23 protein-coding genes and 1 pseudogene are annotated in these 24,585 nt (G+C 72.8%); 11 read left to right on the top strand and 13 right to left on the bottom strand.

The window, feature by feature from the left end; genetic code table 11:
• Positions 1-101: 101 nt before the first annotated feature.
• Genes ACZ7EC_RS22915 through ACZ7EC_RS22930 form a run of 4 tightly spaced genes read right to left on the bottom strand, consistent with a single transcriptional unit; the run spans position 102 to position 3,649 of the window.
• On the bottom strand, positions 102-743 hold the full coding sequence (locus ACZ7EC_RS22915) for a response regulator (RefSeq protein WP_471065160.1): 642 nt from the start codon (positions 741-743) through the stop codon (positions 102-104).
• Positions 733-1,983 (bottom strand): sensor histidine kinase, encoded by a 1,251-nt coding sequence (locus ACZ7EC_RS22920; protein ID WP_471065162.1) that lies wholly within the window; start codon positions 1,981-1,983, stop codon positions 733-735. The genes ACZ7EC_RS22915 and ACZ7EC_RS22920 overlap by 11 nt, the downstream gene beginning before the upstream one ends.
• A gap of 26 nt (positions 1,984-2,009) precedes the next feature.
• Complete coding sequence (locus tag ACZ7EC_RS22925; RefSeq protein ID WP_471065164.1) at positions 2,010-2,744, bottom strand: ABC transporter permease; 735 nt, start codon at positions 2,742-2,744, stop codon at positions 2,010-2,012.
• Entirely contained in the window at positions 2,741-3,649 is a 909-nt protein-coding gene (locus ACZ7EC_RS22930) for an ABC transporter ATP-binding protein (protein ID WP_471065165.1), read from the bottom strand. The genes ACZ7EC_RS22925 and ACZ7EC_RS22930 overlap by 4 nt, the downstream gene beginning before the upstream one ends.
• A 185-nt stretch (positions 3,650-3,834) precedes the next feature.
• Between ACZ7EC_RS22930 and ACZ7EC_RS22935 the strand changes: the two genes are divergently transcribed.
• From ACZ7EC_RS22935 to ACZ7EC_RS22945, 3 genes are read left to right on the top strand one after another with little or no spacing between them, the layout of a single operon-like run.
• The gene (locus tag ACZ7EC_RS22935) at positions 3,835-5,730 is read left to right on the top strand and encodes an ABC transporter ATP-binding protein (protein WP_471065167.1); all 1,896 of its coding nucleotides are present in this window, start codon (positions 3,835-3,837) and stop codon (positions 5,728-5,730) included.
• Positions 5,727-7,535 carry an ABC transporter ATP-binding protein gene (locus ACZ7EC_RS22940; protein ID WP_471065169.1) on the top strand — a complete coding sequence of 603 codons (1,809 nt, stop codon included), beginning with the start codon at positions 5,727-5,729 and terminating at the stop codon, positions 7,533-7,535. Before ACZ7EC_RS22935 ends, ACZ7EC_RS22940 begins: the two co-directional genes overlap by 4 nt.
• An 11-nt stretch (positions 7,536-7,546) precedes the next feature.
• On the top strand, positions 7,547-8,119 hold the full coding sequence (locus ACZ7EC_RS22945) for a GNAT family N-acetyltransferase (protein WP_471065171.1): 573 nt from the start codon (positions 7,547-7,549) through the stop codon (positions 8,117-8,119).
• Here the strand turns inward: ACZ7EC_RS22945 and ACZ7EC_RS22950 are convergent.
• From ACZ7EC_RS22950 to glgX, 5 genes and pseudogenes are all read right to left on the bottom strand, one after another.
• Positions 8,052-9,287, bottom strand: coding sequence for a hypothetical protein (locus ACZ7EC_RS22950; protein WP_471065173.1), 1,236 nt, complete (start codon positions 9,285-9,287; stop codon positions 8,052-8,054). The genes ACZ7EC_RS22945 and ACZ7EC_RS22950 overlap by 68 nt on opposite strands.
• A 38-nt stretch (positions 9,288-9,325) precedes the next feature.
• Positions 9,326-10,045: pseudogene (locus tag ACZ7EC_RS22955) on the bottom strand (dolichyl-phosphate beta-glucosyltransferase); the annotation flags it as partial.
• 62 nt (positions 10,046-10,107) lie between these two features.
• A complete protein-coding gene (locus ACZ7EC_RS22960; protein WP_471065175.1) occupies positions 10,108-10,386 on the bottom strand; it encodes a hypothetical protein in 279 nt (92 codons plus the stop codon).
• 257 nt (positions 10,387-10,643) lie between these two features.
• Positions 10,644-11,150, bottom strand: a complete 507-nt coding sequence (locus tag ACZ7EC_RS22965; protein WP_471065177.1) for a SigE family RNA polymerase sigma factor — start codon at positions 11,148-11,150, stop codon at positions 10,644-10,646.
• A 115-nt stretch (positions 11,151-11,265) separates the two neighbouring features.
• Complete coding sequence (gene glgX, locus ACZ7EC_RS22970; protein WP_471065180.1) at positions 11,266-13,497, bottom strand: glycogen debranching protein GlgX; 2,232 nt, start codon at positions 13,495-13,497, stop codon at positions 11,266-11,268.
• Between the two features lie 268 nt (positions 13,498-13,765).
• On the opposite strand from glgX, the gene ACZ7EC_RS22975 reads away from it, so the two are divergent.
• From ACZ7EC_RS22975 to ACZ7EC_RS23000, 6 genes are all read left to right on the top strand, one after another.
• A complete protein-coding gene (locus tag ACZ7EC_RS22975; RefSeq protein ID WP_471065182.1) occupies positions 13,766-14,989 on the top strand; it encodes a L,D-transpeptidase in 1,224 nt (407 codons plus the stop codon).
• A 169-nt stretch (positions 14,990-15,158) separates the two neighbouring features.
• Positions 15,159-16,376 (top strand): L,D-transpeptidase, encoded by a 1,218-nt coding sequence (locus tag ACZ7EC_RS22980; RefSeq protein ID WP_471065184.1) that lies wholly within the window; start codon positions 15,159-15,161, stop codon positions 16,374-16,376.
• Positions 16,377-16,477: 101 nt separating this feature from the next.
• Positions 16,478-17,245 (top strand): enoyl-CoA hydratase/isomerase family protein, encoded by a 768-nt coding sequence (locus tag ACZ7EC_RS22985; RefSeq protein WP_471065186.1) that lies wholly within the window; start codon positions 16,478-16,480, stop codon positions 17,243-17,245.
• Positions 17,246-17,464: 219 nt separating this feature from the next.
• Complete coding sequence (locus tag ACZ7EC_RS22990) at positions 17,465-18,073, top strand: ATP-binding protein (RefSeq protein ID WP_471065188.1); 609 nt, start codon at positions 17,465-17,467, stop codon at positions 18,071-18,073.
• Between the two features lie 70 nt (positions 18,074-18,143).
• Positions 18,144-18,932 carry a polysaccharide deacetylase family protein gene (locus ACZ7EC_RS22995; RefSeq protein WP_471065190.1) on the top strand — a complete coding sequence of 263 codons (789 nt, stop codon included), beginning with the start codon at positions 18,144-18,146 and terminating at the stop codon, positions 18,930-18,932.
• Positions 18,932-20,119, top strand: a complete 1,188-nt coding sequence (locus tag ACZ7EC_RS23000) for a YVTN family beta-propeller repeat protein (RefSeq protein WP_471065191.1) — start codon at positions 18,932-18,934, stop codon at positions 20,117-20,119. The genes ACZ7EC_RS22995 and ACZ7EC_RS23000 overlap by 1 nt, the downstream gene beginning before the upstream one ends.
• Here ACZ7EC_RS23000 and ACZ7EC_RS23005 read toward each other — a convergent pair.
• Positions 20,090-20,749, bottom strand: coding sequence for a GNAT family N-acetyltransferase (locus ACZ7EC_RS23005; protein ID WP_471065193.1), 660 nt, complete (start codon positions 20,747-20,749; stop codon positions 20,090-20,092). The two genes, ACZ7EC_RS23000 and ACZ7EC_RS23005, sit on opposite strands and share 30 nt — an antisense overlap.
• A gap of 47 nt (positions 20,750-20,796) precedes the next feature.
• Between ACZ7EC_RS23005 and ACZ7EC_RS23010 the strand changes: the two genes are divergently transcribed.
• Together ACZ7EC_RS23010 and ACZ7EC_RS23015 are read left to right on the top strand one after the other, a co-directional pair.
• The gene (locus ACZ7EC_RS23010) at positions 20,797-21,708 is read left to right on the top strand and encodes a MerR family transcriptional regulator (RefSeq protein WP_471065195.1); all 912 of its coding nucleotides are present in this window, start codon (positions 20,797-20,799) and stop codon (positions 21,706-21,708) included.
• A 59-nt stretch (positions 21,709-21,767) separates the two neighbouring features.
• Positions 21,768-21,980 carry an EF-hand domain-containing protein gene (locus tag ACZ7EC_RS23015; protein ID WP_471065197.1) on the top strand — a complete coding sequence of 71 codons (213 nt, stop codon included), beginning with the start codon at positions 21,768-21,770 and terminating at the stop codon, positions 21,978-21,980.
• Between the two features lie 52 nt (positions 21,981-22,032).
• Here ACZ7EC_RS23015 and ACZ7EC_RS23020 read toward each other — a convergent pair whose 3' ends face one another.
• From ACZ7EC_RS23020 to ACZ7EC_RS23030, 3 genes are read right to left on the bottom strand one after another with little or no spacing between them, the layout of a single operon-like run.
• Positions 22,033-22,587, bottom strand: a complete 555-nt coding sequence (locus ACZ7EC_RS23020; RefSeq protein WP_471065199.1) for a glycoside hydrolase family 25 protein — start codon at positions 22,585-22,587, stop codon at positions 22,033-22,035.
• Entirely contained in the window at positions 22,566-23,180 is a 615-nt protein-coding gene (locus ACZ7EC_RS23025; protein ID WP_471065201.1) for a GNAT family N-acetyltransferase, read from the bottom strand. Before ACZ7EC_RS23025 ends, ACZ7EC_RS23020 begins: the two co-directional genes overlap by 22 nt.
• A gap of 29 nt (positions 23,181-23,209) precedes the next feature.
• Entirely contained in the window at positions 23,210-24,577 is a 1,368-nt protein-coding gene (locus tag ACZ7EC_RS23030) for an L-serine ammonia-lyase (RefSeq protein ID WP_471065203.1), read from the bottom strand.
• Positions 24,578-24,585 lie beyond the last annotated feature (8 nt).

Below are 24,585 nucleotides of genomic sequence, written 5' to 3' on the forward strand. Positions count from 1 at the left end.
CGGACGCCCCGTACCGGCACGCCGTACGTGGCTTGATTCCCACCACCCGAACCCACCGCTGTATTGGCCGATTCAGCCATCCGGCCAGGACGGCACGGGAGTCAGCCCAGGATCCCCCGGTCGTAGGCCGCCGCCACCGCGGCCGCCCGGTCCTTGGCGCCCAACTTGGTGTACAGGTGCGTGAGGTGGGTCTTGACCGTGGCCTCGCTGATGAAGAGTTCGCGAGCGATCTCGCGGTTGGAGGTGCCCTTGGCGACCAGGGCGAGGACCTCGCGTTCACGGGCCGAGAGGGGCTCGTTGCCGGGGGCGGGGGAGCGCACGGCCCTAACCAGGCGGGAGGCGACGGCCGGGGAGAGGACGGTGCGGCCCTCGGCGGCGGCGCGCACGCCGGTGAACAGCTCGTCGCGCGGGGCGTCCTTGAGCAGGTAGCCGGTGGCGCCCGCCTCGATCGCCGGGAGGGTGTCGGAGTCGGTGTCGTACGTGGTGAGCACCAGCACCCTGGCGCGGGCGCCGCGCCGGGTCAGCTCGCGGATCGCGGCGACGCCCGAGCCGCCGGGCATGCGCAGGTCCATCAGGATCACGTCGGGGTCCAGCTCGGCCGCCCGCGCCACCGCCTCCGGACCGCTCGCGGCCTCGCCGAGCACCCGGAAGCCGGGCGCCGACTCGAACATGCCGCGCAGACCGTCCCGGACGACCGGGTGGTCGTCGACGATCAGCAGCGTGATGAGGGGCTCAGTGGTCATCGCGCACCAACGGTACGCGAGCCGACACCGCGGTGCCCTGCCCCGGTTCCGACTCCACCGCGAGGGAGCCCGCGATCCGCTCGGCGCGCGCCCGCATCCCGGCCAGGCCGAAGCCCCCGGCGCGGGTGCGGGCGGGGACGGCGGCCGGGTCGAAGCCGGTGCCGTCGTCGCGGATGTCCAGGATCACCTCGTCCCCGAGGAACGTCAGCGTGACGCCGAGACGGCTCGCGCGGGCGTGCCGGGCCGCGTTGGACAGCGCCTCCTGGGCGATCCGCAGCAGCGTCGCCGAGATCTCCTCGTGCAGCGTCTCGGCGGTGCCGGCGACGGCGAACTGGGCCCGCACCCCGGTGCGCTCGCCCCAGTCGGCGACGGTCTTCTTCAGCGCCTCCGGCAGCCCCGCGGCGGCCAGTTCGACGGGGGCGAGGTTGTGCACCGAGCGGCGGGCCTCGCCGAGGCTGTGCCGGGCGAGCGAGGAGGCGCGCTCCAGATGGGTGCGGGCGGTCGCCAGGTCGGTCGCGCCCGCCACCACCTGGAGCTGGGCGATGATCCCGGCCAGGCCCTGCGCGATCGTGTCGTGGATCTCCGCGGCGAGCCTGCGCCGCTCGTCGGCGACGCCCGCCTCCCGCGCCTGCACCAGCAACTGGGCGTGCAGGGCCGCGTTCTCGTCCAGCGCCTGCTGCAACGCCGCGTTGGTGCGCTCCAGCTCGTCGATGGTGTCCGCCTGCGCCTCGATGCGCCGCTGCTCCTGGTCGGCGAACCGGAAGAACAGCCCGACCAGCCCGAGGTTGGTGCAGAACACCGCCGCGAAGATCAGCCACATCAGCGGCCCGTGCGGCGGCATCCCGCCGATCTCGCTGCCGGCCATGGTCACCGCGGTCATGAGCAGCCCGAGCGGCATCAGCCGCCGCGAGAGATGCAGGCTGGAGCTGTAGTAGCCGACGGCCGCGTAGATCCCGAAGAACGGGTTGAGCCAGGTCAGCGCGAAGGCCAGCGCCCAGCGCACGAAGTACAGGCAAGCGGTGCCGCGGTTCGGCCCCGGTGTGTCCGGTGTCACCCGCCGCCACGAGAGCTGGAGCAGCAGCGCGGCCACCACCAGGGCACCGGCCGCCGTCATCCCGCCCCGCGACATCCCGATCGCACGGGCCGAGGCGCCCGCCGTCACCAGGCCGACGGCGAGCAGCGCGTAGGGTCCCCAGCGGTCGAAGGAGGCCCTGCGCTTCGGTCCGGTCGCGTACGTCATGCCGCCAGTGTCCGGCACGGCCGTACTCACTCCCAGCGGAACCAGCGCGCCGCGCCCGCCGTGAGCAGCACCGCCCACAGCGTGAGCACGCCCAGGTGCGCCCAGCCGGGCCAGTGGCCCGCGGCCGCCTGGTTCAGGGCCTCGGCCGCCGCCCCGAAGGGGGTGCAACCCACGATCCGGGCCAGCGTGTGCGGCATGTTCTGCACCGGCAGCCACACCCCCGCGCAGAACATCATCGGGAAGAACACCGCCGATCCGACCGCCCCCGCGATCTTCGTGGTGCGGGACAGCGCCGACAGCAGGGAACCGAGGGCGAGTGAGGCCGCCGCCGTGAGCAGCAGCGCCAGCAGATAGCCGCCCGGCTGCGCGGGCAGTCGTACGCCGAACACCAGCCGGCCGGTCAGCAGCGCGAGCAGCGCCGAGGCCAGCGCCACCCCGCCCTGCACCGTCATCTGCGCGGTCAGCAGCGCCACCGGCCGCACCGGGGTGGCCGACATCCGGCGCAGGATGCCCCGCTCCCGGTAGCCGGTGAGCACCTGCGGCAGCGACTGCGCCCCGCACAGCAGCAGCGCGATCAGCACGGCCACCGGCACATAGGCGTCGATGGGCCGCAGCCCGCCCATCGAGGCGTCGGCCTTCCGGAACGCGGGGATCGAGCCGAGGATCGCCAGCAGCAGCGTCGGGAACAGGAACATCCAGAAGACGGCGGCCGGTTCGCGCCGAAAGAGCCGGAACTCGGTCCGCAGGACGGCGGTGTTCATGCCGTGGCCTCCTTGGTCAGGTCGAGGAACGCGTCGTCCAGGGTGGCGTCCACGACGCGGAGCTGATGGGCGGTGACGCGGTGCCGGGCGAGCAGGGTGAGGACCGCGTCGACGGTCGCGTCGGTGCCGGACAGGGTGAGCCGGCCGTTGTGGTGCCCGATGGAGGCGAGCGCGGGAAGCGCGGCCAGCTCACGCTCGTCCAGCGGCGCCGACGGGGTGAAGCTGATGACGGTCGCGCCCGCCGAGCGGTGGATCAGCCCGGCCGGGGTGTCCAGGGCGGCCACCCGCCCCTTGTCGATCACCGCGACCCGGTCGCACAGCCGCTGCGCCTCCTCCATGAAATGGGTGACGAGCAGCACGGTGACCCCGCTCGCGCGGACGTCCTCGATCAGCTGCCAGGTGTCCCGCCGCGCCCGCGGGTCCAGGCCGGTGGTCAGTTCGTCCAGGACCACGATCCGGGGGCCGCCGATCAGCGCCAGCGCGATGAACAGCCGCTGCTGCTGCCCGCCGGACAGCTTCCCGAACCGCGTGCCGAGCTTGTCGGTGAGCCCCAGCCGCTCGGCCAGCAGCCGCCAGTCGGCGGGCCGCGGATAGTAGGCGGCATACAGCTCCAGTGCCTCCCGCACGGTCAACTTGGCCTGGATCTCGCTCTGCTGCAGCTGGGCGCCGAGGATCCCGGCGACCTTGGCGTGATCGGCGACCGGATCGAGCCCGGCGACCCGGACCCGGCCGCCGTCGGGGACCCGCAGGCCCTCGACGCACTCGACGGTGGTGGTCTTGCCGGCGCCGTTCGGGCCGAGGATCCCGAAGATCTCGCCCTCCTCGACGGCGAAGGAGACGCCGTCCACGACGGTCCGGCCGCCGTACGACTTGCGCAGATCGGTGACTTCGATGACGGATGGCATGCACCGAGAATCCCGTCCGGCGGGGGCCCGGCACATCGGCCGGCCCGCCCGACCCCGCATCAGCCGATCGGTTGATGCGGGGCTACGACCCGACGGGCGCCGGGGGGGCGTAGGACCAGCGGCGGAGCGGGGCCCGGTCAAAACTCGGTGGGCGATCCGGGTGCCGCTCCGTACGCTCGTTCGCGATGCCCACGACACGTGAAACCCCCGAGGACAGATCCGCCGCGCGCAGCCTGCTGCGGCTGTGGCCGTATGTGCGGCCGGTGCGGGCGCGGCTGCTCACCGCGGCCCTCGTCGCGATCGTCGCCTCCTGCACGGGCCTGGTGATCCCGCTCGTCCTCAAGTGGATGGTGGACGGCCCCGTCGCCGACCGGGACCCGGCCGGGGTCTGGCTCGGTGCGCTGTACCTGCTGCTGCTCGGGATCGCCGAGGCGGTGCTGTTCGGCATCCGGCGCTGGCTCGTGGCCCGTCCGCTGTCGCAGGTCGAGGCGCGGATGCGGGCCGATCTGTACCGGCATCTCCAGCGGCTGCCCGTCGCCTTCCACGACCGGTGGGCCTCCGGCCAGTTGCTGTCGCGGGGCACCACCGATCTGATGCTGGTGCGCATGTTCCTCGCCTTCCCGCTGACGTTCCTGCTGGTCAACGGCGTCACGATCCTGGTCGGCGTGGTCATCATGCTGGCCCAGGACTGGCTGCTCGGGCTGGTCGTGCTGGTGCCCGCGGTGCCGGTGCTGTGGACGTGCGTGGTCTTCGAGGGGCGGTACGCGCGGGCGGCGCGGCGGGCCCAGGACCAGGTGGGGGACCTGACCACGCTGGTCGAGGAGAGTGTGCTCGGCATCCGCGTCATCAAGGGGTTCGGCCGGCACCGCAGCCAGGCGCGGGCGTTCGCCGCCCTCTCCGCCGAACTGCGGGGGACCGAGCTGCACAAGGCGCGGCTGCTGGCGGTGATCTGGGGCGTCATCGTCACCCTGCCGGAGGTGGCGATCGGGGCGGCGCTGGTGCTGGGCGCGGTCCAGGTCGCGGACGGGGACCTGTCGGCGGGGACGCTGGTGGCCTTCCTCAGTACGGCCCTCGCGCTGCGCTGGCCCGTGGAGTCGACCGGGTTCCTGCTGGCGATGAGCCAGGAGGCGGCCACCGCCACGGAGCGGTACTTCGAGGCGATGGACGAGGCACCGGAGGGGGGACCAGCCGAAGGCGGCGTACGGCAACCGGAACCCGAGCCGTCCGGAGGCGCCGTACACGAGCCGGAGCCGGCCGACTCCGGCACCCGGCCTCCGGCGTCCGCCCCGGCCGGGTCCCGCCCCCGGCTCCCGGCGGCCGCCCCGGTCGCCGTCCGGGAGGCCGGGCTCCGGTTCGAGGGCGTCCGGTTCCGCTACCCCGACGCGCCCCCCGGCTCCCCGCCCCTCCTTCACCACATCGACCTGCACATCCGCCGCGGCGAGTCCATGGCCCTCGTCGGCGCCACCGGCAGCGGCAAGACCACGCTCACCGCCCTCGTCCCCCGCCTCCACGAGGTGACCTCGGGCCGTATCACCCTCGACGGCGTCGACATCACCGCCATGCCCCGCCAGGAGCTGCGCGAGAAGGTCGCCGTGGCCTTCGAAGAACCCACCCTCTTCTCCGCCACCGTCGGCGAGAACGTCCTCATGGGCGCCCCGGACGGCACCGGCAGGGACGGGCTCGACCGCGCCCTCGCCATCGCCCAGGCCGAGTTCGCGCACGCGCTGCCCCAGGGCACCGACACCCGCGTCGGCGAGCAGGGCCTCAGCCTCTCCGGCGGCCAGCGGCAACGGCTCGCGCTGGCACGGGCCGTCGTCGGCCGCCCCGAGTTCCTGGTCCTCGACGACCCGCTGTCCGCGCTGGACGTGCACACCGAGGCCGCCGTGGAGGCCGCGCTGCGCCGGGTGCTCGCGGACACCACCGCGCTGATCGTCGCGCACCGCCCCTCGACCGTGCTGCTCGCCGACCGGGTGGCGCTGCTCTCCGGCGGCCGGATCACGGCCGTGGGCACCCACCAGGAGCTGCTGCGCGGCAACGCCGAATACGCGCACCTCATGTCCGGCGAGGAGGAACCCCGTTGACCGCCACCAGCCCAGAGAACCCCTTCGACCGGGACGTGCTGCCCTCCCCGCCCGGCGCCACCGCCGCCCTGCTGCGCTCGCTGCTCGCGCCGATGAGGGCCCGCGCCGCCCTGACCGCCGCCCTGGTGCTGCTCCAGCAGGCGGCCGTGCAGGTGGGCCCGCTGCTGGTGGCGTACGCCATCGACCGCGCCGTACCCGCGTTCCGGGACCACCGGTACGGTCCGCTGATCGCGGTGGGCGCCGGCTATCTGCTGTGCTCGCTGCTCTCCGGCGGCCTCCAGGTCGCGTTCGTACGGCAGTCCGCGCGGGTCAGCCAGGACGTCCTGCTCGACCTGCGCGGGCGGATCTTCCGGCACGCGCAGGCGCTCAGCATCGACTTCCACGAGCGGTACACCTCCGGGCGGCTGATCTCCCGCTCCACCACCGACGTCGAGTCGCTGCGGGAGCTGATGGAGGACGGGCTCCAGGAGCTGGTGACGGTCGTCCTGTCCTTCGTCTACATCTCGGCCATGCTGCTCTGGCTGGACCTCGGGCTCGGCGCGGTCGCGGTGGCGTCCTTCGTCCCGCTGTACTTCCTGGTCCGGCTCTACCAGCGGCGCGCGGGACGGGTGTTCCGGGCCCGGTCCACGGCGATCGCGGCGGTGATCGTGAAGTTCGTGGAGACCATGAACGGCATCCGCCCGGTGCGCGCCTTCCGCCGGGAGGCGGCCAACGACGCCGCGTTCGCCGAGCTGAACCGCGCCCACGAGCGGACCAACGGGGACTCCATGCTGGAGATGGCCCGCTATGTGGTGGGTTCCCGGCTGGTCGCCAACACGGCGGTCGCGGGCATGGTGCTCTGGGGCGCCTACCGGGTGGCGTCCGGCTCGCTGGAACTGGGTGTGCTGGCGGCGGCGGTGCTCTACCTGCGCCGCCTGTACGACCCGATCGACCGGCTCGGGATGTTCCTGAACTCCTACCAGTCGGCCGCCGCCTCCCTGGAGAAGATCGCGGGCCTGCTCGCCCGGACGCCGTCCGTGCCGGAGCCGGCCGTCCCGGCCGAACTGCCGCCTGCCCGCGGTGGGTTCCCCGGCCGCGAGGTGCGGTTCGAGGGGGTCGCGTTCGCCTATCGCACCGGCGGCGAGGTGCTGCCCCGCTTCGACCTGACCCTGCCGGCCGGGCAGACGGTGGCCGTGGTCGGCTCCACCGGCGCCGGCAAGTCCACGCTCGCCAAGCTGCTCGCCCGCTTCTACGACCCCACGCGGGGCCGGGTGCTGCTCGACGGGGTGGACCTGCGCGACCTGCCCACGGCCGAGCTGCGGCGCGGGGTGGTGATGGTGACCCAGGAGGCGTTCCTGTTCTCCGGGACCGTCGCGGACAACATCGCGATCGGCCGCCCGGACGCCTCCAGGGCGGAGATCGAGCGGGCCGCGAAGGTGATCGGCGCCCACGAGTTCATCAGCGCGCTGCCCGACGGCTACGACACCGATGTGCGCAAGCGCGGTGGCCGAATCTCCGCAGGGCAGCGCCAACTCGTCGCCTTCGCGCGTGCGTTGCTCGCCGATCCGGCCGTTCTCATCCTGGACGAGGCCACCAGCTCCCTGGACATCCCCGGCGAACGGGCCGTCCAGCGCGCCATGTCCACCGTCCTGCGCGGCCGTACCGCCGTGGTCATCGCCCACCGCCTGTCCACCGTGGAGATCGCCGACCGGGTCCTGGTGATGGCCGACGGCCGCGTCATCGAGGACGGCTCACCCGCCGAACTCGTCGCGGGCACCGGCCGGTTCGCCGACCTGCACCAGGCGTGGCAGGACAGCCTGGCCTGAACGGGAGACTCGTGATCCGGCCGACCGCCACCCCCCTCGACACGCCCCGCCTGCGCCTCGAACCCCTGCGGGTCGCGCACGCGGCGGAGGCGGTGCGCGTCTTCGACGACGTACGACTGCACACCTGGACCGGCGGCGCACCCGCCACCCTGGCCGAACTGGAGGCCCGGTACCGGCGCCAGTCGGCCGGGCACTCCCCGGACGGCTCGCAGGGCTGGCTGAACTGGATGCTGCGCAGGCGCGCGGACGGGCGGCTCGTCGGCACCGTGCAGGCCACCCTCCAGGCGTCGGACGGGGACCACACGGAGGCCGAACTCGCCTGGGTGATCGGCGTCGGCCACCAGGGCGAGGGCTACGGAAGGGAGGGCGCGCTCGCCATGGCCGCGTGGCTGCGCGCCCGCGGGGTGGACCGGCTGACCGCGCACATCCACCCCGGACACGAGGCGTCCAAGGGCATCGCACGGGCCCTCGGCCTGCGGCCGACGGACCGGAGCACGGACGGCGAGGTGCTCTGGGCTACGGCACCCCCAGCTCGAACAGCGCGTACCCCGCGTACGAACCCGAGGCCAGGGCCGCGAAGGTGAGCACGGTGCACAGCATCGGCAGCGACAGCCGGCGCAGCGCGGCGGCGAGCGGCAGGAAGAGGGGGAAGCAGGGGAGCAGGTAGCGCGAGACGTTGGCGAAGATCTGCTGGCTGCCGAGGACCAGGGCCAGGGTGAGGACGGTGTACACGACCAGCACCGCCGGCGGGCGCAGCCGGATCAGCAGCGGGAGCAGCGTGAGGGCGAGCAGCACCACGCCGACGCCGATCATGTCCGCGTAGGGGTAGGCGAACAGGTAGTCGCCGAACCGGCCCACCGGTACCGAGCGCAGCACGTCCAGGGTCTGGCTGCCGTAGTCGAAGCGGTGCGCCCACGCCCCCGACTGGAGCTTGAAGTAGCCGCCGAGGTCGCCCATCCGGTCGCCGACCCAGAGCAGGTAGCCGAGCAGCCCGAGCGGGGCCAGCGCCAGCGCGGTCAGCGGGCGCAGCACCCCGTCCTCGCCCCGGCGCACCGCCAGCAGCGCGGCCACCGCGAGCGCGGCGATCAGGGCCCCGGCCGTGGGCCGGTTGAGGCCGGCCGCGAAGGTGAGCACCCCGGCGGCGAGCCAGCGGCGGGTCAGCACGGCGTAGCAGGCCCAGACGGCCAGGGCCACGTAGAGGGAGTCCGAGTAGACCGCCCACTCCACGCCCGAGCCCGGCCACACCGCCCACAGCCCGGCCGCGGCCAGCCCCGCGCGGCGCCCGCCGAAGCGTTCCGCCACCGCGTGGACGCCGAGCGCGGCCGCGAACGACGCGAGGATCGACACCAGCAGCCCGGCGCCGTACGGGCCGAGGCCGGTCACCGCGGAGGCCATCCGGATCAGCGCCGGGTACAGCGGGAAGAACGCCGCCGAGTTGCCCTCCAGCGTGATCATCCCGGTGGCGCCCGGCACGGGGACGAGCTTCGGGTCGTAACCGTGCAGCGCGATCTGCTGGTACCACCAGCCGTCCCAGGTGGCCAGCACGTCCCAGGCGTGCGCCCCGCCGCCGAAGCGGGGGTCCTTGCCCCGGTAGTCACCGGCGGCGGACAGCAAATACATGAAGGAGAGGAACCCGGCCAGCTTCAGCGCGCCGAACACGGCGAGGACGGGACCGTGTCGGCGGGTGGCGGCGCGCAGCCGGGAGCCGGGCGCGAGGGCCGGGGCGAGGGGCCGCGGCAGGGTCGCGGTCACGCGGCCGGGCGGGGACGGCGGGCGCGCGGACCCGAGGCGGCCAGGGTGCGCCGCATCCGGGCGATCCCGCGCAGGTCGGCCAGCGCGGTGGCCAGGATGTCGACGCTGCTGTCCGGGTCGTCCACCCAGTCCACCGGCACTTCGTGGATCCTGAGCCCGGCCCGCTCGGCGAGCACCAGCAGCTCGGTGTCGAAGAACCACTCCTCGTCCCGCACCAGCGGCAGCAGCCGCTCGGCGGCCTCGCGGCGCACCGCCTTGAACCCGCACTGCGCGTCCGAGAAGCCGACGGCGAGCGTCCAGTGCAGCAGCACGTTGTAACAGCGCGAGATCACCTCGCGCTTGGGCCCGCGCACCACCTGCGCGCCGGACGCCAGCCGGGTCCCTATGGCCAGGTCGGAGTGGCCGGAGATGAGCGGCGCGACGAGCGGCAGCAGCGCCGCGAGCCCCGTGGACAGGTCGACGTCCAGATAGGCCAGCACCGGCGCCCGCGAACCCGACCAGGCCGCCCGCAGCGCCCGGCCGCGGCCCTTCACCGGCAGCCGGAGCGAGGTCACCTCGGCGATCTCCAGGGCGAGCCGGGCCGCGATGCGTTCGGTGCCGTCGGTGCTCGCGTTGTCGGCGATCGTGATCCGGAAGGGGTAGGGGAAGGTGTCGCGCAGATGCGCGTGCAGCCGCCGGACATTCGGCTCCAGGTCCTTCTCCTCGTTGAACACCGGGACGACCAGGTCCAGCACGGGCTCGTCGTGGTGGGTGGGCAGCGGGGCGCGGCGGGGCGCCGGGGTCTGGGCCGGCCCGGAGTACCGGACCGGTCGGATGCTGATCAAAGGAAATCCCCGTCCGGTGTCACCTGGTGGTGGTAGCGGTGGTAGCGGTGGTAGCGGTGGTCGTGGTGGGAGGCGGCGGCGGGTACGACGTGGTCGGCGCCGAACCGGGAGCGCCGGGCGGTACCGGACTCGTCGAGCTCGACGACGGGTCCGGGGCCGACGGGGGCGGGGCGGTCGGGGTCGTGCTCGGCGCGGCCGACGGCGAGGGCGCCGGGCTGGTCGCGGGCCGGGGCACCGGCCCGCCGGGCCGCACCTCGGCGGGCCCGTGCGGCCACAGGAACAGCCCGAGGCCGAGCCCCGCGACCACCGCCGCGGAACCGGCGGCCCGGTACACGGCCCGCACCCGGCGCCGGGTACGCACACGGGCGCGCAGCCGCTCCCGGTGCCGCGCCTCGAACGGCGCGTGCTCCAGCGTCCCGTGCATCAGTCGCGCCAGCCGCTGCTCGAAGCCGTCGGGGCCGCCTGCCCCACCGGTCCCGCCGGCCCCCTCGGCCTCGCCGGTCCCGTCCATGTGATTACCGAGCTTCATCACTCACCCCACCGGCTCGATGACGTCCGACAGCAGCTGCCGCAGCCGGGCCACCCCGCGCGCGGCATGGGAGCGTGCGGTGCCGACCGGGCAGCCGAGCGTCTCGGCGACCTGCCGGTCGGGCATGTCCTGGTAGTAGCGCAGCACCACGGCGGCCCGCTGCCGCGGCGTCAGCTGCGCGAGCGCCGTCTCCAGCCGGGAGCGCTCGGCCACGGTCGCCGACAGGTCGCCGGTCGCCGCCACCTCGGGCAGCTGCTCCACCGGGCGCTCGCCCCACCAGCGCCGCCGCGCCGAACGGGCCGCCGCCCGCGCCAGCACGGTGCGCACATACGCCTCCGGCGCCTCGTCGGCCACCCGCGGCCAGGCGAACCACAACTTGACCAGGGACTCCTGCAACAGGTCCTCGGCCCGATGCCGATCGCCCCCGGTGAGCAGACGGGCCAGATGGCACAGGACCGACCAGCGGGCCGCCACGAACGCGTCGTACTCACCGGCCCGAGCCTGCTCCATTCCCACGGGTCCTCGTTTCTCGCCGGCGCTTCTCACCAGGGATAAAGGCCCTGGCCCCCCGCGCGCGCTGCACCGGAGGTGCGTGATCCACGTCACACACAGCCCGCGCGCGGGCTCAGACGACCCGCAGCAGCAGCACCGCCCGCCCCGGCACCGTGAGTTCCGTGCCCGCCGGGTGCACGGTGCCGGGCGCCGCCGACTGGTCCTCGCGGGAGGTGTCCACCACCACCTCGTACCGCTCGGCCCACGGCGGACCCGGCAGCACGAAGCCGGTCGGGGTCTCGCCCGCGTGCAGCACGGCGAGGAAGCTGTCGTCCACCACCTGCGCGCCCCGCTCGTCGCGGCCGGGAATGTCCCGCCCGGACAGATACATGCCGAGCGTGGCCGCGGGCGCGTACCAGTCGGCCTCGGCCATCTCCGCGCCCCGCGCCGTGAACCAGGCCAGGTCCCGCAGCCCGTCCGCGGTCTGCGCCCGCCCGGAGAAGAAGGCGCGGCGGCGCAGCACCGGATGCCGGTGGCGCAGCGCGATCAGCCGGGAGGTGAGGGTGAACAGGGCCCGCCAGCCCGGCTCCTCCAGCAGCGACCAGTCGAGCCAGCTCGTCGGGTTGTCCTGGCAGTACGCGTTGTTGTTGCCGCCCTGGGTGCGCCCCAGCTCGTCGCCTGCCACCAGCATGGGCACGCCGGTGGACAGCAGCAGCGTGGTCAGCAGATTGCGCAGCTGGCGGCGGCGCAGGGCGCGGACCCGCTCCTCCGCCGTCTCGCCCTCCGCGCCGCAGTTCCAGGACCGGTTGTCGTCGGTGCCGTCCCGGTTCTCCTCGCCGTTGGCCTCGTTGTGCTTGCGTTCGTACGACACCAGGTCGCGCAGCGTGAATCCGTCGTGCGCGGTGACGAAGTTGACGGAGGCGTACGGGCGGCGCCCGCCCCAGGCGTACAGGTCGCTGGAGCCGGAGAGCCGGTAGCCCATCTCGCGCACGTCGGGCAGCGCGTGCCGCCAGAAGTCGCGCACGGCGTCCCGGTACCGGTCGTTCCACTCGGCCCACAGCGGCGGGAAGGCGCCCACCTGGTAGCCGCCCGAGCCGATGTCCCAGGGCTCGGCGATGAGTTTGACCCGGCGCAGCACCGGGTCCTGGGCGATCACCGCGAGGAAGGGGGAGAGCATGTCCACGTCGTGCATCGAGCGGGCGAGCGCCGCCGCCAGGTCGAAGCGGAAGCCGTCCACGCCCATCTCGGTCACCCAGTAGCGCAGCGAGTCGGTGATCAGCCGCAGCACCTGGGGCCGGACCACGTGCAGCGTGTTGCCGCAGCCGGTGTAGTCGGCGTAGCGGCGGGCGTCGTCCTGGAGCCGGTAGTAGGCGCGGTTGTCGATGCCCTTCAGGGACAGCGTCGGTCCCAGCTCCCCGGCCTCCGCGGTGTGGTTGTAGACCACGTCGAGGATGACCTCGATGCCGGCCGCGTGCAGCGCGCGCACCATCCGCTTGAACTCGCCGACCTGCGCTCCCGCCGTACCGGAGGCGGCGTAGCCGGCGTGCGGGGCGAAGTAGCCGACCGAGTTGTAGCCCCAGTAGTTGGCGAGGCCCCGGCGCAGCAGGTGGTCCTCGTGCGCGAACTGGTGGACCGGCAGCAGCTCCACGGCCGTGACGCCCAGCGTCACCAGGTGCTCGATCGCGGCCGGGTGGGCGAGCCCCGCGTAGGTGCCGCGCAGGTGTCCGGGGATGCCGGGGTGCAGCTTGGTGAAGCCGCGGACGTGCAGCTCGTAGATGACCGAGTCCGCCCAGGGCGTCTTGGGGCGGCGGTCGTCGGACCAGTCGTCGTCATCGTGGACGACGACACCCTTGGGGACGTACGGCGCCGAGTCCCGGTCGTCGCGCACCGTGTCGGCGGCGTGCTGCTCCGGCCAGTCGCGCACATGGCCGTACACCTCGGCCGGCAGGGTGAACTCGCCGTCCACCGCGCGGGCGTACGGATCGAGGAGCAGCTTGGCGGGGTTCCAGCGGGCGCCGGTCCACGGGTCCCAGCGGCCGTCCACCCGGTAGCCGTACCGCTGTCCGGGCAGCACGCCCGGCACGAAGCCGTGCCAGATCTCGTGCGTCAGCTCGGTCAGCGGCACCCGTGTCTCCCGGCCGTCCGCGTCGAACAGGCACAGCCGAACCGCCTGCGCCCCGCCCGCCCACAGCGCGAAGTTGGTGCCCGCCACCCCGTCCGGACCGACCCGGAACCGGGCCCCCAGCGGGGTCGGCGACCCCGGCCGCACCGGCGGGGCGGGCACCGGGGCGCGCCGGGCGCCGTTCGTCGAGGGCACCACGGCCCGCCCTCCGGCCGGTGCCCGCTGCTCGGCTGCGCTCGTCACCTGTCGGCCCCTCTTCCAGTGGCTCGGCCGGGAGCGGCGCAGCCCCGCGCGCCGGGCCGCCGGGCAGGCCCGAAGGCACCCGGACGGACCCGGCGCGGCCCGGCGCTCCGGGCCGCCGGCGAACCCGGCCGCCCGGTGCGGCCGCGCCCCCCGGCTCCGGTGCGGGCGCGGCGGTCGGCTCCCTGACGTGTCGTCCTTCCCACAGTTCTGCCCACCGCATGGCTCGCACTCACGTTTCCCCGGAGCATGCCCGGTCGTTGAGCAGCGCGTGAGGCACGTACATGGGCGCGCACGGCGCGCGGGGGCCGCACTGGCGGCCGTACTGACATGGGCCGGACTGCTGGCCGGATGCTCCGCGGGCGGCTCGGGCCCGCTGGGCCTGGGCGGCAGACCCGGCGGGACTTCGGCACCCGAGGACACCATCCGGATCGCCCCGGACGACGGCAGCAGGGCGATCCCGCAGAGCCGGCGGCTGCGGGTGAGTGTGCCCGACGGCCGCCTGGAGAAGGTGAAGGTCGTCAGGGAACAGGACGCGCAGGCCACCCCGGTGCCCGGACACCTCAGCGCCGACGGGCTGACCTGGCGGCCGGACGACGACCGGCTGGCGCTCGCCGCCAGGTACACCGTGGACGCGGTGGCGCTGGACTCCGCCGGGCGCCGCTCGGCCCGGCACGCCTCCTTCACCACTTACGTCCCCGACAAGAGGTTCATCGCCTACGCCACCCCGGAGAACCGCTCCCTCGTCGGCACCGGGGAGATCGTCTCCCTGGCCTTCAGCACGGACATCGTGAACAAGGCCGCCGTCGAACGCGCGGTGCGGATCACCGCGCGGCCCGCGGTGGAGGTCCGCCCGCACTGGTTCGGCAAGAACCGGCTCGACTTCCGCCCGGAGAAGTACTGGAAGCCCGGCACCAAGGTCACCGTCGACCTCGCCCTGCGGGACGTGGAGGCCGCCAAGGGGGTCTACGGGCTCCAGTCCAAGACGTTCTCCTTCACCATCGGGCGCAGCCAGACCTCCCTGGTCGACGCGGCGGCGCACACCATGCAGGTGCGGCGCGACGGCCGGCTGCTGGCCACCGTCCCGATCACCGCGGGCGCCCCGGAGAACCCCACCTACAACGGCAAGATGGTGGTGATGGAGATGCTGGAGGAGACCCGGATGAACAGTCAGACGGTCGGCTTCGGCGGCGAGTACGACATCCCCGACGTCCCGCACGCCATGCGGCTCACCGACTCCGGCACCTTCCTGCACGGCAACTACTGGGACCCGACCGCCCCCGGCGTGGCCAACGTCAGCCATGGCTGTGTGGGCCTCAGGGACGTCCAGGGCGGCAGTTCGGACACCCCCGCCGGGTGGTTCTTCGACCGCAGCCTCGTCGGTGACGTCGTGGAGATCGTCAACAGCCAGGACAAGACCGTCGACCCCGGTAACGGCTTCGGCGGGTGGAACCTGTCCTGGCAGGCATGGAAGGCGGGTTCCGCGGTGAAATAACCCCGTGGACGGCCACGGGCGGCGCGCGGGGGAGGGTTCGGGTGGCAGGCGGAAGTTGCGACGGAACGGTGACTGACGCCTGACATCCCGCTCACACCAGGGCAGTTAATATGCGCGCACCAACTGTGGTGGGGAGCGGGCCGGGCAGGCCCTGCGAGGGGAGAACGACGTGAACGTGCGGCCGATATCGGGGGCGTCGGTGGCGAGGCGGCGGCGCGCGGCCGGGGGGCTCATAGCCGGCTCCCTGGTGCTTGCGCTCGCGGCGTGCGGCGGGGGCGGGGGCGGCAAGGACGACGGCAAGGGCGCCGCGACCCAGCAGGGCCGGCCCGCCACGGCCGACGTCAGCATCGCCCCGGAGCAGGGTGCCACGGGCGTCGCCACCGACGGCGCCCTCAAGGTCAGCGCGGCCCGCGGGAAACTGACCGAGGTCACCGTCGAGGACGCCAGGGGTGCGAAGGTCGGCGGCAGCATCACCGCCGACGGCGCCTCCTGGACGCCCTCCGCCCATCTGGCCGCCGGCACCAGGTACACGGTGCACGCGGTCGCCAAGGACACCGACGGCAAGGCCACCACCAAGGACTCCAGCTTCACCACCCTCACCCCGAAGGCCACCTTCACCGGCTACTTCACGCCCGAGGACGGCTCCACCGTCGGCGTCGGCATGCCGTTCTCGATCGACTTCTCACGGGGCATCACCCACCCCGGCGCCGTCGAGAAGTCCATCAGGATCAAGACCGATCCGCCGGTCGACGTCGAGGGCCACTGGTTCGGCAACGACCGCCTCGACTTCCGCCCCGAGCACTACTGGAAGCCCGGCACCAAGGTCACCGTCGACCTCGACCTCGACGGCGTCGAGGGCCGCGACGGCGTCTACGGCAAGCAGCACAAGACGGTGTCCTTCACCATCGGCCGCGCCCAGGTCTCCGTCGTGGACGCGAGCAGGCACACGATGAAGGTGACCCGCGACGGCAAGGTGATCAAGACCCTCCCGGTGACCACCGGCAAGCCCGGCTACGACACCTGGAACGGCCAGATGGTCATCAGCGAGAAGCTGGCCGTGACCCGGATGAACGGCGACACGGTCGGCTACGGCGGCGAGTACGACATCAAGGACGTCCCGCACGCCATGCGCCTGACCACCTCCGGCACCTTCGCGCACGGCAACTACTGGGGCGGCGGCGCCTTCGGCAACTACAACGCCAGCCACGGCTGCATCGGCCTGCGCGACGTCAAGGGCGGCTACGACTCCTCGACGCCGGCCGCCTGGTTCTTCGACCACTCGATCCTCGGTGACGTGGTGGTCGTCAAAAACTCCCACGAGAAGACCGTGGACCCGGCGAACGGGCTCAACGGGTGGAACATGTCCTGGGCGGACTGGAAGAAGTAGCCCGTCTTCCGGACGGGGCGCGCCCCGAACGGTGTGCGGGCCCGGTGCTGTGACCTACGGCACCGGGCCCGCCGCCGTTAGTCGCCGTTAACCTGAGCCGTATGACCGTCACACTCGATGTCGCCGAAGGCGTCGGCACCCTGCGCCTCGACCGCCCCCCGATGAACGCGCTGGACGTGGCCACCCAGGACCGGCTGAGGGAACTCGCCGAGGAGGCCACGCGCCGCGAGGACGTGCGCGCCGTGGTGATCTACGGCGGGGAACGGGTGTTCGCGGCGGGCGCGGACATCAAGGAGATGCAGAACATGGACCACACCGCGATGGTCCTGCGCTCCCGCGGCCTCCAGGACGCCTTCACCGCAGTCGCCCGCATCCCCAAGCCCGTCGTCGCCGCCGTCACCGGCTACGCCCTCGGCGGCGGCTGCGAACTCGCCCTGTGCGCCGACTTCCGCATCGCCGCCGACAACGCCAAGCTCGGCCAGCCCGAGATCCTGCTCGGCCTGATCCCCGGCGCCGGCGGCACCCAGCGCCTGCCCCGCCTCGTCGGCCCCTCCAAGGCCAAGGACCTCATCTTCACCGGCCGCATGGTCAAGGCCGACGAGGCCCTCGCGATCGGCCTGGTGGACCGGGTCGTGCCGGCCGCCGAGGTCTACGAGCAGGCGCACGCCTGGGCCGCGAGGCTCGCCCAGGGCCCGGCCGTCGCGCTGCGCGCGGCGAAGGAGGCCGTCGACGTCGGCCTGGAGACCGACATCGACACCGGACTCGCCGTCGAACGCAACTGGTTCGCGGGTCTGTTCGCCACCGAGGACCGCGAGCGCGGCATGCGCAGCTTCGTGGAGGAGGGGCCTGGCAAGGCCAAGTTCCTTTAGACGATGCTGCGTTGGTGAAGACCCTTCGGAGTTCCTTGAAACGTGTACCGAACTCCCTTGAGTCCACCACCAGTTGACGTGTCGTCTCATACGGGTCCCTCGATGGGGCGGATTATGGGAGCCTTAAAGCACCCTTAAGTCTGTCCGGTCGAGGGAGCCCCGCGATTGCCCGGAAGTGAGTCGTCCTCGCAGCTCAGCCGGGGTGTACCGGCCAGTGACATGCCGTCGGCATATGCCCGGTGCGCGGTGTGCAACGGGGGCGTACGAGGGGCGTATTCCTCGGGAACGGCCCCCAAGGCGCCTTGCGACGGCCATCATGGGGGCATGGCGGGGCTGGAGGGCATCGAACAGCCGCGGGGACACAGCCGTGCATCCGCGGCGCGCTGGTCGCCCACGGTCGAGGACGAACAGGCGCTCAAGGCGCTCGAACTGTTCGGCAATCCGACGGAGCGCGAGGTGCAGTTGCCCTCCCGCCCGGAATCCGCCGCCACCGCCCGCCGTCTCGCCCAGGTCGTCGTGCTGCGCACCTGGCGGCTCAGCCCCAAGCTGACCGAGGATACGGTCCTGCTCGTGTCCGAACTGGTCGGCAACGCGGTACGGCACACCGGCGCCCGCGTCTTCGGCCTGCGCATGCGCTGCCGCCCCGGCTGGATGCGCGTCGAGGTGCGCGACCCCTCCCGCGGGCTGCCCTGCCTGATGCCGGTCCAGGAGCTGGACGTCAGCGGCCGGGGCCTGTTCCTGGTCGACAAGCTGTCCGACCGCTGGGGTGTCGATCTGCTGCCGCGCGGCAAGACGACGTGGTTCGAGATCCGGGTGAACGAGCGGTAGGCGGCGGCCGCGGCGCGCCCCCGGACGTCGATTCGGACAAAACGCGTGTTTCTTACCTTTCATCCCTTAAATGGCGCGCGTGACGACCACCAACCGCCGTGACGCACTGCGCGCGGGCGCCGGACTGCTCGCGGGCGGCGCGCTCGCCGCCGGCTGCGCGACCGGAACGGCCGCCCCGACCGCCCCCACCGCCACCCCGCAGCCACCCTCCACCGCCGTGCGGGCGTCCCCCGCCCCGGCCCCCCGCGCCTACCCCGGCCAGCCCGCCCAGATCACCCACGGCCCGCGCACCCGCCCGCAGGTCGCGCTCACCTTCCACGGCCAGGGCGACCCGGACCTCGCCCGCACCCTGCTCACCAGAGCCGAACGGCACGGCGCCCGCCTCACCGTGCTCGCCGTCGGCACCTGGCTCGACGAACACCCCGGCATCGCCCGCCGCATCCTCGACGGCGGCCACGACCTCGGCAACCACACCCAGCACCACATCTCCGTCAACGACCTCGCCGAGGCCGACGCCCGCAAGGAGATCACCGACTGCGCCGACCGGCTGCGCCGGCTCACCGGCTCCATCGGCACCTGGTTCCGCCCCTCCCGCTCCCCGACCGCCTCGGCGCTGGTGGCGGAACTGGCCCGCCGAGCGGGCTACCCGCACGTACTGTCGTACGACGTCGACTCGCTCGACTACACCCGCCCCGGCGCCGCCGCCGTCACCCGCAAGGTCCTCTCGGAGGTGCGCGAGGGCTCGGTGGTGAGTTTGCATTTCGGGTACGAGGACACGGTCGCCGCTCTCCCCGACGTCCTCACGGAACTCGGCCGCCGTCACCTGCGCGCCGTCACCACCACGGAGCTGCTGAGCTGATGCGAACCACGAAAGCCGCCCGCCGGCTGGCCGCCGGTGCCGCCCTCGCCGCCCTGGCCCTGGTGTCCGCGTGCAGCGGGCAGGGCACACGGCACGAGACCCAGAGCCCCGGCAGCAAGCCGCCGGTGCAGCCCCAGGTGGACCAGGCGCGGGTGAACGTGCTGCCCGGCATGCCCCCGGTCCAGGACCCCGCGGACGTCTACGCGGCGGACCGGCCCGGCATGCTCTCCCCGGTGGTCAGGGACTTCCCCTCGCGGGTGTACGTGCCCAACACCAACTCCGACACCGTCACCGTCATCGACCCTGCGACGTACAAGGTCATCGACACCATCCCGGTCGGCCGCCAGCCCCAGCACGTGGTGCCCTCCTGGGACCTGAAGACCCTGTGGGTCAACAACGACCTCGGCAACAGCCTCACCCCCCTCGACCCGCGCACCGGCAAGGCGGGCAAGCCGGTCGCCGTGCACGACCCGTACAACCTGTACTTCACGCCCGACGGCAAGTACGCGGTCGTCATGGCCTCCATGGACCGCCAGCTCGTCTTCCGCGACGCCCACACCATGAAGACCGTCAAGGCGGTGCCGGTCGGCTGCTACGGCGTCAACCACGCGGACTTCTCCCGCGACGGCCGCTACTTCATCGTCTCCTGCGAGTTCAGCGGCGAGATCCTGAAAGTCGACACCGCGGGGATGCGGGTGGTCGGCCAGCAGAAGCTGCCCGTGCACGGCTCCATGCCGCAGGACGTCAAGGTCTCCCCGGACGGCAAGCGCTTCTACATCGCCGACATGATGGCGAACGGGGTGTGGGTCCTGGACGGCGACCGCTTCACCAAGCCGTCCTTCCTGGCCACCGGCAAGGGCGCGCACGGCCTCTACGTCAGCCGCGACTCCCGCGAGATGTACATCTCCAACCGGGGCGAGGGGAGCATCTCCGTCTTCGACTTCGCCCGGAACAAGCTCACCAAGAAGTGGGAGCTGCCCGGCGGCGGCAGCCCCGACATGGGTGGCGTCTCCGCCGACGGCAAGGTCCTGTGGCTGTCCGGCCGCTACGACGCCGAGGTGTACGCCATCGACACCCGCACCGGCCGGGAACTGGCCCGCATCCCGGTCGGCAGCGGCCCGCACGGCCTCGCGGTCTACCCCCAGCCGGGCCGCTACTCACTGGGCCACACGGGCGTCTTCCGCTGAGGCGGGGGGCTGGAGCAGCAGCTCCGCGCCGACGGACTCGTAACCGGCCGCCTGGAACGCCCGCAGACTCCGGGCGTTCCCCGGCGCCACCTGCGCCCACAGCGGCTCGCCGGCCAGGTGCCGGGCCGCGCCCGCCAGCAGCCGCCCCAGACCCTTCCGCGCCCCCTCGTCCACCTCCACCGAGACCTCCAGGCGCCCGGCCATCCCACGCCCCGTCACCAGCACCCCGCCCTCCGCCCGCCAGGCCCGCACCGCCTCGCGGCGCTCGCGGGCGTAGCGGACGCGGGGATGGCCGGCGTCCCGGATCTCCGTCAGCGCGAGCGGGGGCGCGCCGGGGAGCGGGCCCGCCGCCAGCACCGCGTCGACCGTCTCCGCCCGCCGCCCGGTCCGCTCCAGCAGCGCGGCCAGGAAGCGCGGGTGCAGGGCGGCGGCCAGCGGATCGCAGTCCGGGCCGCGCAGCGCCTCGTACACCCACGCCGGATCCTCGTCGGTGACGACGACGGAGTGCGCGGTGAACGCCAGCACGCCCGCGTGCCGCGGCGAGGGCTGCGGCAGGACCGTCGTACGCCCGTCCGACGGCGGGAACACGCCCCGCCCCGCACCGTCGAGAATCTCCCGCAAGCTCGCCACGACGCCTCCTTGAGTCTCCACCCGCTGGAAGGTCCAGACTTCCGGACATGAGCGACGACGGTACCGGACTTCTCACCATCGGCGAGCTGGCGCGGGCCACCGGACTGACCGTGCGCACCATCCGCTACTGGTCCGACGAGGGCGTGCTCGCTCCGGTGACCCGCTCCTCGGGCGGCTACCGGCTGTACGACACCCCGAGCGTCGCCCGGCTGGAGCTGATCCGGACCCTGCGCGAGCTGGGGCTCGGCCTGGACGACGTGCGCCGGGTGCTGACCGGGGAGCGGACCGTGGCACAGGTCGCGGCGGCGCACGTGGCCGCGCTGGACGCGCAGATCAAGTCGCTGAAGGTGACCCGTGCGGTGCTGTCGTCGGTCGCCAGACGTGGTTCGAGTGAGCGGGAGACGACCCTGATGAACAGACTGGCCCGGCTGTCGGCGGCCGAACGGCAGCGGATCGTGGCGGACTTCGTGGCGGAGGCCCTCCAGGGGCTCGACGCGGTGGACCCCGAGGTGCAGGAGCGGCTGCGCGCCACCACGGTGGACCTGGCGGACGACCCCACGCCCGAGGAGGTGGACGCGTGGGTGGAGCTGGCGGAGATGCTCCAGGACCCGGAGTTCCGCGCGCAGATGCGCCGGGCGATGGAACTCAACGCGGCGGACGGGGCGCCGGGGGAGAGGCGCGGCCGTTCGCTCTGGTTCGCCAGGCGGCTGGTGGAACTGGTGGCCCCGGCCCGCGAGCGGGGCATCGCCCCCGAGTCACCGGAGGCGGATGCGGTCCTGCACGACCTCTTCGGCGACGCGGCCCACGAGGACGTCCTGGAGCGCATGGCGGCCGGCTTCAACGACCGGGTCGCCCGCTACCGCCAACTCGTCGCCCTGGTCAACCGGGCCCCCGCGCCGCCGCACGCCGAGGACTTCGCCTGGGTGGTCGCGGCACTGCGTGCCCGCACGGACAGCTAATCTGACCAGCGTCAGTACGCCTGCACGGCACAAGAAAAACGAACAAAAGGGGCGGATCGGTGGCGGACATCGAGGAAGCACGCAAGGAATTCCAGCGGATCGACGCGGACGGAGACGGTTTCGTCACCGCCGCCGAGTTCAAGTCCGCCCTGGCGCAGGGCGGCGACTGGAACGTCACCGACACGGTCGCGGAGGCCATCATCAAGTCCCGTGACCTCGACGGCGACCGGGTCCTGTCCTTCGACGAGTTCTGGACCTACCTGAACAAGTGACACGGGCCGGCAGGGGTGCCCCGTCTTACGGGAACGGGCACCCCTGCGTGCGTCAGCCGGCCGCCCACTCCTTCAGCGCCGCCTTGGAGGGGAAGTCGGCCACGTCCTTGTCGAGGGGCTGGCTCGCGTACTGGTGGAAGCGCCACTTGGCCTTGATGCGGGGCTTGCCCGCGGTGACGTAGTCGGCGATCCACAGGCCGTCGCCCGCGTAGGAGGTGCGGTCGATGTTCAGCCAGAAGTCCCTGTTGGTGTAGAGCACGACCCGGTTGTGCGGGCGCAGTTGTTTCAGCTTGCGGATGAAGGAGTCCTTCTCCGCGTTGCTGGCATGGGAACCGTCGCTGGTGGGCTCCCAGTCGACGGCGAGGATGTCACCGGCGCGCTCCGGCGCGTGCTGGAGGAAGTAGTCGGCCTGGGCGGAAAGATCGCCCGGCCACAGGAAGTGGTAGAAACCCATGACCAGTCCGGCGTCGCGGCCGGTCTTGGTCTGCGCGGTGAGACGGGGGTTCACGTACGAACGGCCCTCGGTCGCCTTCATGAAGACGAAGGAAAGGCCGTCCGTGTCATATGACGTGGACTGGAAAGCACTTACGTCGATGCCGTGGAGCATGCAGAGTGTGTGCCCCCCGCAGGGCCCCCCGGAAACTTGCCCCCGGTCGCGGGGCGATTCAGACGCCAGATCACATCGATACCGCAGCCCGACGGCGCCGCCGGCACAGGCGCCTGCTCACGCCGGAGCTCGGTGAAGCCCAACCGGCGCGGAACGGCGCGACTGGGGGCGTTCGCCAGATCGTGCACGATCTCCAGGTGGTCCACGTCCGGCAGCGCGAACAGCTCCCCGGCCAGCGCCGCCGTCGCCCGCGTCGCGATGCCCCGCCCCACGGCCGCGGGATGCAGCCAGTACCCCAGCCGCAGCCCACGGGGCTCGGCGCGGTACGCCTGGCACATCCCGAGGAGCCGGCCGCCCATTTCGACGGCGTAGTTGTACAGCTCCCCGCTCTCCCACTTCGCCTCGGAGCGCGCCAGCAGTTCCCGCGTGCTCCGCTCGTCGTGACCGTCGACCCAGGGCATCCACGGCCGCAGATGATCCCTGGATTCCGCTATCAGCGTGAACAGTTGAGCGAAATCACGCTCGTCCCGTAAACGCCGGAGGGCGAATTCCGCGCACTCGATGAGCTGACTCGGTCGGTCCATGGAAGCCATGATTGTTCCGCGGACCGGCCGTGTAAATGTCAGCACTCGATAATGTTCACCGCGAGCCCGCCCCGCGCGGTCTCCTTGTACTTGACCGACATGTCCGCGCCGGTCTCCTTCATCGTCTTGATGACCTTGTCGAGGGAGACCATGTGCGAACCGTCCCCGCGCATCGCCATCTTGGCCGCCGTGACCGCCTTCACCGCGGCCATGCCGTTGCGCTCGATGCACGGGATCTGGACGAGGCCGCCGACCGGGTCGCAGGTCAGGCCCAGGTTGTGCTCCATGCCGATCTCGGCGGCGTTCTCCACCTGTTCGGGGGTGCCGCCCAGGACCTCGGCGAGGGCGCCGGCGGCCATGGAGCACGCGGAGCCGACCTCGCCCTGGCAGCCGACCTCGGCGCCGGAGATGGAGGCGTTCTCCTTGAACAGCATGCCGATCGCGCCCGCGGCCAGCAGGAAGCGGACCACGCCGTCCTCGTCCGCGCCCGGCACGAAGTTGATGTAGTAGTGCAGCACCGCGGGGATGATGCCGGCCGCGCCGTTCGTCGGGGCGGTCACCACCCGGCCGCCGGCCGCGTTCTCCTCGTTCACCGCCATCGCGTAGAGCGTGATCCACTCCATCGCACGCGCCAACGGCTCGCCCTCGGCGCGCAGTTGGCGCGCGGAGACGGCCGCGCGGCGGCGGACCTTGAGGCCGCCCGGCAGGATGCCCTCACGGGTCAGACCGCGCTGCACGCACCCCCGCATCACCCGCCAGATCTCCAGCAGGCCGGCGCGGATCTCGTCCTCGGTGCGCCAGGCCCGCTCGTTCTCCAGCATCAGGGAGGAGATCGACAGGCCGGTCTCCTTCGTCAGGCGCAGCAGCTCGTCGCCCGTGCGGAAGGGGTACTTCAGGACCGTGTCGTCCAGCACGATCCGGTCCGCGCCGACCGCGTCCTCGTCCACCACGAAGCCGCCGCCGACCGAGTAGTACGTCTTGGTCAGCAGCTCCGCGCCCGAGGCGTCGTACGCCCATATCGTCATGCCGTTGGCGTGGTACGGCAGGGCCTTGCGGCGGTGCAGGACCAGGTCGTCGTCGAAGGAGAAGGCGATCTCGTGCTCGCCGAGGAGCGACAGGCGCCCCGAGCGCTTGATCGACTCCACCTTGTCGTCGGCGGTTTCCACGTCGACCGTGCGCGGGGAATCGCCTTCCAGGCCGAGCAGCACCGCCTTGGGGGTGCCGTGGCCGTGTCCGGTCGCGCCCAGCGAGCCGTACAGCTCGCAGCGCAGGGAGGCGACCGAGGCCAGCAGTTCCTCGTTGCGCAGCCGGTGCGCGAACATGCGCGCCGCGCGCATCGGGCCGACCGTGTGGGAGCTGGACGGGCCGATGCCGATCGAGAACAGGTCGAAGACCGAGATGGCCACGGTCACTC

It is taken from the genome of Streptomyces sp. NPDC037203 (genome assembly GCF_055605065.1).

Excerpts from the sequence above, each read along its gene's own strand:
- ACZ7EC_RS23025 (WP_471065201.1), bottom strand. The coding sequence starts at position 23,180 with ATGGCTTCCATGGACCGACCGAGTCAGCTCATCGAGTGCGCGGAATTC.
- ACZ7EC_RS23010 (WP_471065195.1), top strand. The coding sequence starts at position 20,797 with ATGAGCGACGACGGTACCGGACTTCTCACCATCGGCGAGCTGGCGCGG.
- ACZ7EC_RS22925 (WP_471065164.1), bottom strand. The coding sequence starts at position 2,744 with ATGAACACCGCCGTCCTGCGGACCGAGTTCCGGCTCTTTCGGCGCGAA.
- ACZ7EC_RS22990 (WP_471065188.1), top strand. The coding sequence starts at position 17,465 with ATGCCGTCGGCATATGCCCGGTGCGCGGTGTGCAACGGGGGCGTACGA.
- ACZ7EC_RS22985 (WP_471065186.1), top strand. The coding sequence starts at position 16,478 with ATGACCGTCACACTCGATGTCGCCGAAGGCGTCGGCACCCTGCGCCTC.
- ACZ7EC_RS22920 (WP_471065162.1), bottom strand. The coding sequence starts at position 1,983 with ATGACGTACGCGACCGGACCGAAGCGCAGGGCCTCCTTCGACCGCTGG.
- ACZ7EC_RS22915 (WP_471065160.1), bottom strand. The coding sequence starts at position 743 with ATGACCACTGAGCCCCTCATCACGCTGCTGATCGTCGACGACCACCCG.
- ACZ7EC_RS22930 (WP_471065165.1), bottom strand. The coding sequence starts at position 3,649 with ATGCCATCCGTCATCGAAGTCACCGATCTGCGCAAGTCGTACGGCGGC.
- ACZ7EC_RS22995 (WP_471065190.1), top strand. The coding sequence starts at position 18,144 with ATGGCGCGCGTGACGACCACCAACCGCCGTGACGCACTGCGCGCGGGC.
- ACZ7EC_RS22965 (WP_471065177.1), bottom strand. The coding sequence starts at position 11,150 with ATGGAGCAGGCTCGGGCCGGTGAGTACGACGCGTTCGTGGCGGCCCGC.
- ACZ7EC_RS22935 (WP_471065167.1), top strand. The coding sequence starts at position 3,835 with ATGCCCACGACACGTGAAACCCCCGAGGACAGATCCGCCGCGCGCAGC.
- ACZ7EC_RS23020 (WP_471065199.1), bottom strand. The coding sequence starts at position 22,587 with ATGCTCCACGGCATCGACGTAAGTGCTTTCCAGTCCACGTCATATGAC.
- ACZ7EC_RS23000 (WP_471065191.1), top strand. The coding sequence starts at position 18,932 with ATGCGAACCACGAAAGCCGCCCGCCGGCTGGCCGCCGGTGCCGCCCTC.